The 4,970-nt window shown below is 49.4% G+C and carries 3 rRNA genes; all 3 read left to right on the forward strand.

The annotated features are described in order from the left end of the window. The first annotated feature begins 36 nt into the window (after positions 1-36). The 3 genes from ACWG42_RS14785 (at position 37) to rrf (ending at position 4,938) form a co-directional block, all read left to right on the forward strand. A 16S ribosomal RNA gene (locus ACWG42_RS14785) occupies positions 37-1,576 on the forward strand. 289 nt (positions 1,577-1,865) lie between these two features. Next, positions 1,866-4,770 (forward strand): 23S ribosomal RNA (locus tag ACWG42_RS14790). A 54-nt stretch (positions 4,771-4,824) separates the two neighbouring features. Beyond that, positions 4,825-4,938, forward strand: a 5S ribosomal RNA gene (rrf, locus tag ACWG42_RS14795). Together the 16S, 23S and 5S rRNA genes form the textbook arrangement of a ribosomal RNA operon. Positions 4,939-4,970: the final 32 nt, after the last annotated feature.

A 4,970-nucleotide genomic window follows, 5' to 3' on the forward strand; every position in this document is an offset into this window, starting at 1 on the left:
AAAAAACAAGACGTTGGCAAAACGTCTGAGCTAAATCAAATGGAGAGTTTGATCCTGGCTCAGGATGAACGCTGGCGGCATGCCTAATACATGCAAGTCGAACGAAGTCTTTAGAAAGCTTGCTTTCAAAAAGACTTAGTGGCGAACGGGTGAGTAACACGTAGATAACCTGCCCATGTGCCTGGGATAACTGCTGGAAACGGTAGCTAAAACCGGATAGGTAATGAAGAGGCATCTCTTCATTATTAAAGGAGCGTCAGCTCTGAACATGGATGGATCTGCGGCGCATTAGCTAGTTGGTGAGGTAACGGCCCACCAAGGCGACGATGCGTAGCCGACCTGAGAGGGTGAACGGCCACATTGGGACTGAGACACGGCCCAAACTCCTACGGGAGGCAGCAGTAGGGAATTTTCGTCAATGGAGGAAACTCTGAACGAGCAATGCCGCGTGAGTGAAGAAGGTTTTCGGATCGTAAAGCTCTGTTGTAAGAGAAGAACGGCAGTTAGAGGAAATGCTAACTGAGTGACGGTATCTTACCAGAAAGCCACGGCTAACTACGTGCCAGCAGCCGCGGTAATACGTAGGTGGCGAGCGTTATCCGGAATGATTGGGCGTAAAGGGTGCGTAGGTGGCACATTAAGTCTGAAGTAAAAGGCAACAGCTCAACTGTTGTATGCTTTGGAAACTGATGAGCTAGAGTGCAGAAGAGGGCGATGGAATTCCATGTGTAGCGGTAAAATGCGTAGATATATGGAGGAACACCAGTGGCGAAGGCGGTCGCCTGGTCTGTAACTGACACTGAGGCACGAAAGCGTGGGGAGCAAATAGGATTAGATACCCTAGTAGTCCACGCCGTAAACGATGAGAACTAAGTGTTGGAGAAATTCAGTGCTGCAGTTAACGCAATAAGTTCTCCGCCTGGGGAGTATGCACGCAAGTGTGAAACTCAAAGGAATTGACGGGGGCCCGCACAAGCGGTGGAGTATGTGGTTTAATTCGAAGCAACGCGAAGAACCTTACCAGGCCTTGACATGGATTTAAATACCCTAGAGATAGGGAGATAGCTATAAATCACACAGGTGGTGCATGGTTGTCGTCAGCTCGTGTCGTGAGATGTTGGGTTAAGTCCCGCAACGAGCGCAACCCTTGTCGCATGTTACCATCATTAAGTTGGGGACTCATGCGAGACTGCCGGTGATAAACCGGAGGAAGGTGGGGATGACGTCAAATCATCATGCCCCTTATGGCCTGGGCTACACACGTACTACAATGGCGTCTACAAAGAGGAGCAAGCATGTGAATGCAAGCAAATCTCATAAAGGACGTCTCAGTTCGGATTGGAGTCTGCAACTCGACTCCATGAAGTCGGAATCGCTAGTAATCGCAGATCAGCATGCTGCGGTGAATACGTTCTCGGGCCTTGTACACACCGCCCGTCAAACCATGGGAGTCAGTAATACCCGAAGCCGGTGGCATAACCCGTAAGGGAGTGAGCCGTCGAAGGTAGGACCGATGACTGGGGTTAAGTCGTAACAAGGTATCCCTACGGGAACGTGGGGATGGATCACCTCCTTTCTAAGGAGAAAGTACAAAAGTAACACAAACGAAAAGCAATGAATTTCCTGTTCGGTTTTGGAAGACCGAAAAATCTTCCTAAGGAACCTTTTTCTTCTAAAGAAGGAGGAGGGGAATCGATCTTTGAAAACTGAATGACATCAAAAAAAAGATATTGAGGTCTAAAACGTAAGTTGAAGACTAAGATATTCACATGAGAAAGCAAAAAAAACAGTTAAACAAACAGTAAAAAAACTCAAGCGAAAACCAACTCTTGAAAGAGAGTATAAATAAATAAAAAATGCTTAGTGATTAAGCGAATAAGGGCGTACGGTGGATGCCTTGGCACTTGAAACTGATGAAGGACGCGACAAACGGCGAAACGCGACGGGGAGTGGTACGTACACGAAGATCCGTCGATATCCGAATGGGGAAACCCGGCATGCGTAATAGTGTGTCATCCATGAGTGAATACATAGCTCATGAGAGAGGTACCCGGAGAACTGAAACATCTAAGTATCCGGAGGAAAAGAAAATAAACAATGATTCCCTAAGTAGCGGCGAGCGAAAGGGGAAAAGCCCAAACCAGACTTAGGTCTGGGGTTGTAGGACCACAAATAAGGCAAGAAATTTGCTAGGAGAACGATATTGAAAGATCGACCGAAGAGGGTGCAAGTCCCGTATTCGAAAGTGAATGGAAGCTGAGTGGAATCCTGAGTACGGCGAGACACGAGAAATCTTGTCGGAAGCAGGCGGGACCATCCGTCAAGGCTAAATATAAACAAGTGACCGATAGTGAACCAGTACCGTGAGGGAAAGGTGAAAAGAACCGCGGGAGCGGAGTGAAATAGAACCTGAAACCGTATGCTTACAAGAAGTCAGAGCCCGTTAAAGGGTGATGGCGTGCCTTTTGTAGAATGAACCGGCGAGTTACGTTAACGTGCGAGGTTAAGTCGAAGAGACGGAGCCGAAGCGAAAGCGAGTCTTAATAGGGCGAAAGTACGTTGATGTAGACCCGAAACCGTGTGATCTAGCCATGACCAGGTTGAAGTTCAGGTGAAACTGAATGGAGGACCGAACCGACCCCCGTTGAAAAGTTGGCGGATGAGTTGTGGCTAGGGGAGAAATTCCAATCGAACACGGATATAGCTGGTTCTCCCCGAAATAGCTTTAGGGCTAGCGTCGAGAGAGAACAATGTGGAGGTAGAGCACTGAATGTACGATGGCCCCATCCCGGGGTACTGAGTATAATCAAACTCCGAATGCCATATTGGAATGCTCGGCAGTCAGACTGTGGGTGATAAGGTCCATGGTCAAAAGGGAAACAGCCCAGACCGCCAGTTAAGGTCCCAAAATGTATGCTAAGTGGAAAAGGATGTGGGGATGCACAGACAACTAGGAGGTTGGCTCAGAAGCAGCCACCCTTTAAAGAGTGCGTAACAGCTCACTAGTCGAGTGACCCTGCGCCGAAAATGTACCGGGGCTAAGCATACTACCGAAGCTGCGGATTCAATGTAAATTGAGTGGTAGGGGAGCGTTCCATACTGCGTAGAAGCCATACCGTAAGGAGTGGTGGAGTGTATGGAAGTGAGAATGCCGGTGTGAGTAGCGAGATGTAGGTGAGAATCCTACACACCGATAGCCCAAGGATTCCAGGGGAAGGTTCGTCCGCCCTGGGTAAGTCGGGACCTAACGCGAGGCCGAAAGGCGTAGTGGATGGAAAACAGGCAGATATTCCTGTACCCGCGATATGAGCGAAGGAATGACGGAGAAGGCTAGTGTGACCCACTTAATGGATTGTGGGCGAAGCGTATAGCAGGTGCATAGTAAAATGCGTGCACAGAATGTAAAGCGTGATAGGTAAGGGAAAGTCTTCGGACAAGTACTGAAGCACATAATGCCAGCTTCCAAGAAAAGTTTCTAGTAATGATATAGCGGCCCGTACCAAAACCGACACAGGTGGGCAAGGAGAGAATCCTGAGGTGAGCGAGAGAACTGTTGCCAAGGAACTCGGCAAAATGACTCCGTAAGTTAGCGATAAGGAGTGCTCTTGTAAAAGAGAGCCGCAGTGAAGAGGCCCAAGCGACTGTTTAACTAAAACACAGCTCTCTGCGAAGTCGCAAGACGAAGTATAGGGGGTGACGCCTGCCCGGTGCTGGAAGGTTAAGAGGATGTGTCAATCGTAAGATGAAGCATTGAATTGAAGCCCCAGTGAACGGCGGCCGTAACTATAACGGTCCTAAGGTAGCGAAATTCCTTGTCAGGTAAGTTCTGACCCGCACGAAAGGCGTAACGATTTGGGCGCTGTCTCGGCAGCAGACTCGGTGAAATCTTAGTACCTGTGAAAATGCAGGTTACCCGCAACTAGACGGAAAGACCCCATGGAGCTTTACTGTAGCTTGATATTGAGCTTCGATCAGAGATGTACAGGATAGGTGGGAGACTATGAGACGTGCACGCCAGTGTACGAGGAGTCGCCGTTGGGATACCACTCTTGTCTGATTGAAGTTCTAACCTACGCCCCTAGACGGGGTGAGGGACCGTGTCAGGTAGGCAGTTTGACTGGGGCGGTCGCCTCCTAAAATGTAACGGAGGCGCCCAAAGGTACGCTCAGATTGGCTGGAAATCAATCGACGAGTGCAAATGCAGAAGCGTGCTTGACTGTGAGACCAACAAGTCGAACAGGGACGAAAGTCGGGATTAGTGATCCGGCGGTGCCGTATGGAAGGGCCGTCGCTCAACGGATAAAAGCTACCCTGGGGATAACAGGCTGATCTCGCCCAAGAGTTCACATCGACGGCGAGGTTTGGCACCTCGATGTCGGCTCATCGCATCCTGGAGCTGAATTCGGTTCCAAGGGTTGGGCTGTCCGCCCATTAAAGCGGTACGCGAGCTGGGTTCAGAACGTCGTGAGACAGTTCGGTCCCTATCTGTTGTGGGCGTTGGAGATTTGAGGAGAGCTGTCCTTAGTACGAGAGGACCGGGATGGACCTACCGCTGGTGCACCAGTTGTTCCGCCAGGAGCATAGCTGGGTAGCTAAGTAGGGAAAGGATAAGCGCTGAAAGCATCTAAGCGCGAAGCCTACTCCAAGATGAGATCTCCCATACACATGATGTAGTAAGACCCCTTGAAGACGACGAGGTTGATAGGTCAGAGATGGAAGCATAGCGATATGTGGAGTTGACTGATACTAATAGGTCGAGGACTTAATCACAAAAAATGATGTCATTCAGTTTTGAAGGAAAGAACCCTTCAGAAAAAGAAACGATCTGGTGGCGATGGCGAAGTGGACACACCTGTTCTCATCCCGAACACAGAAGTTAAGCACTTCAGCGGCGACAATAGCTGGGCCTGCCTCAGTGAAGATAGCACGCTGCCAGGTGATCGACATCCTTATGGATGTCTTTTTCTTTT

It is taken from the genome of Amedibacillus sp. YH-ame10, from assembly GCF_053848885.1.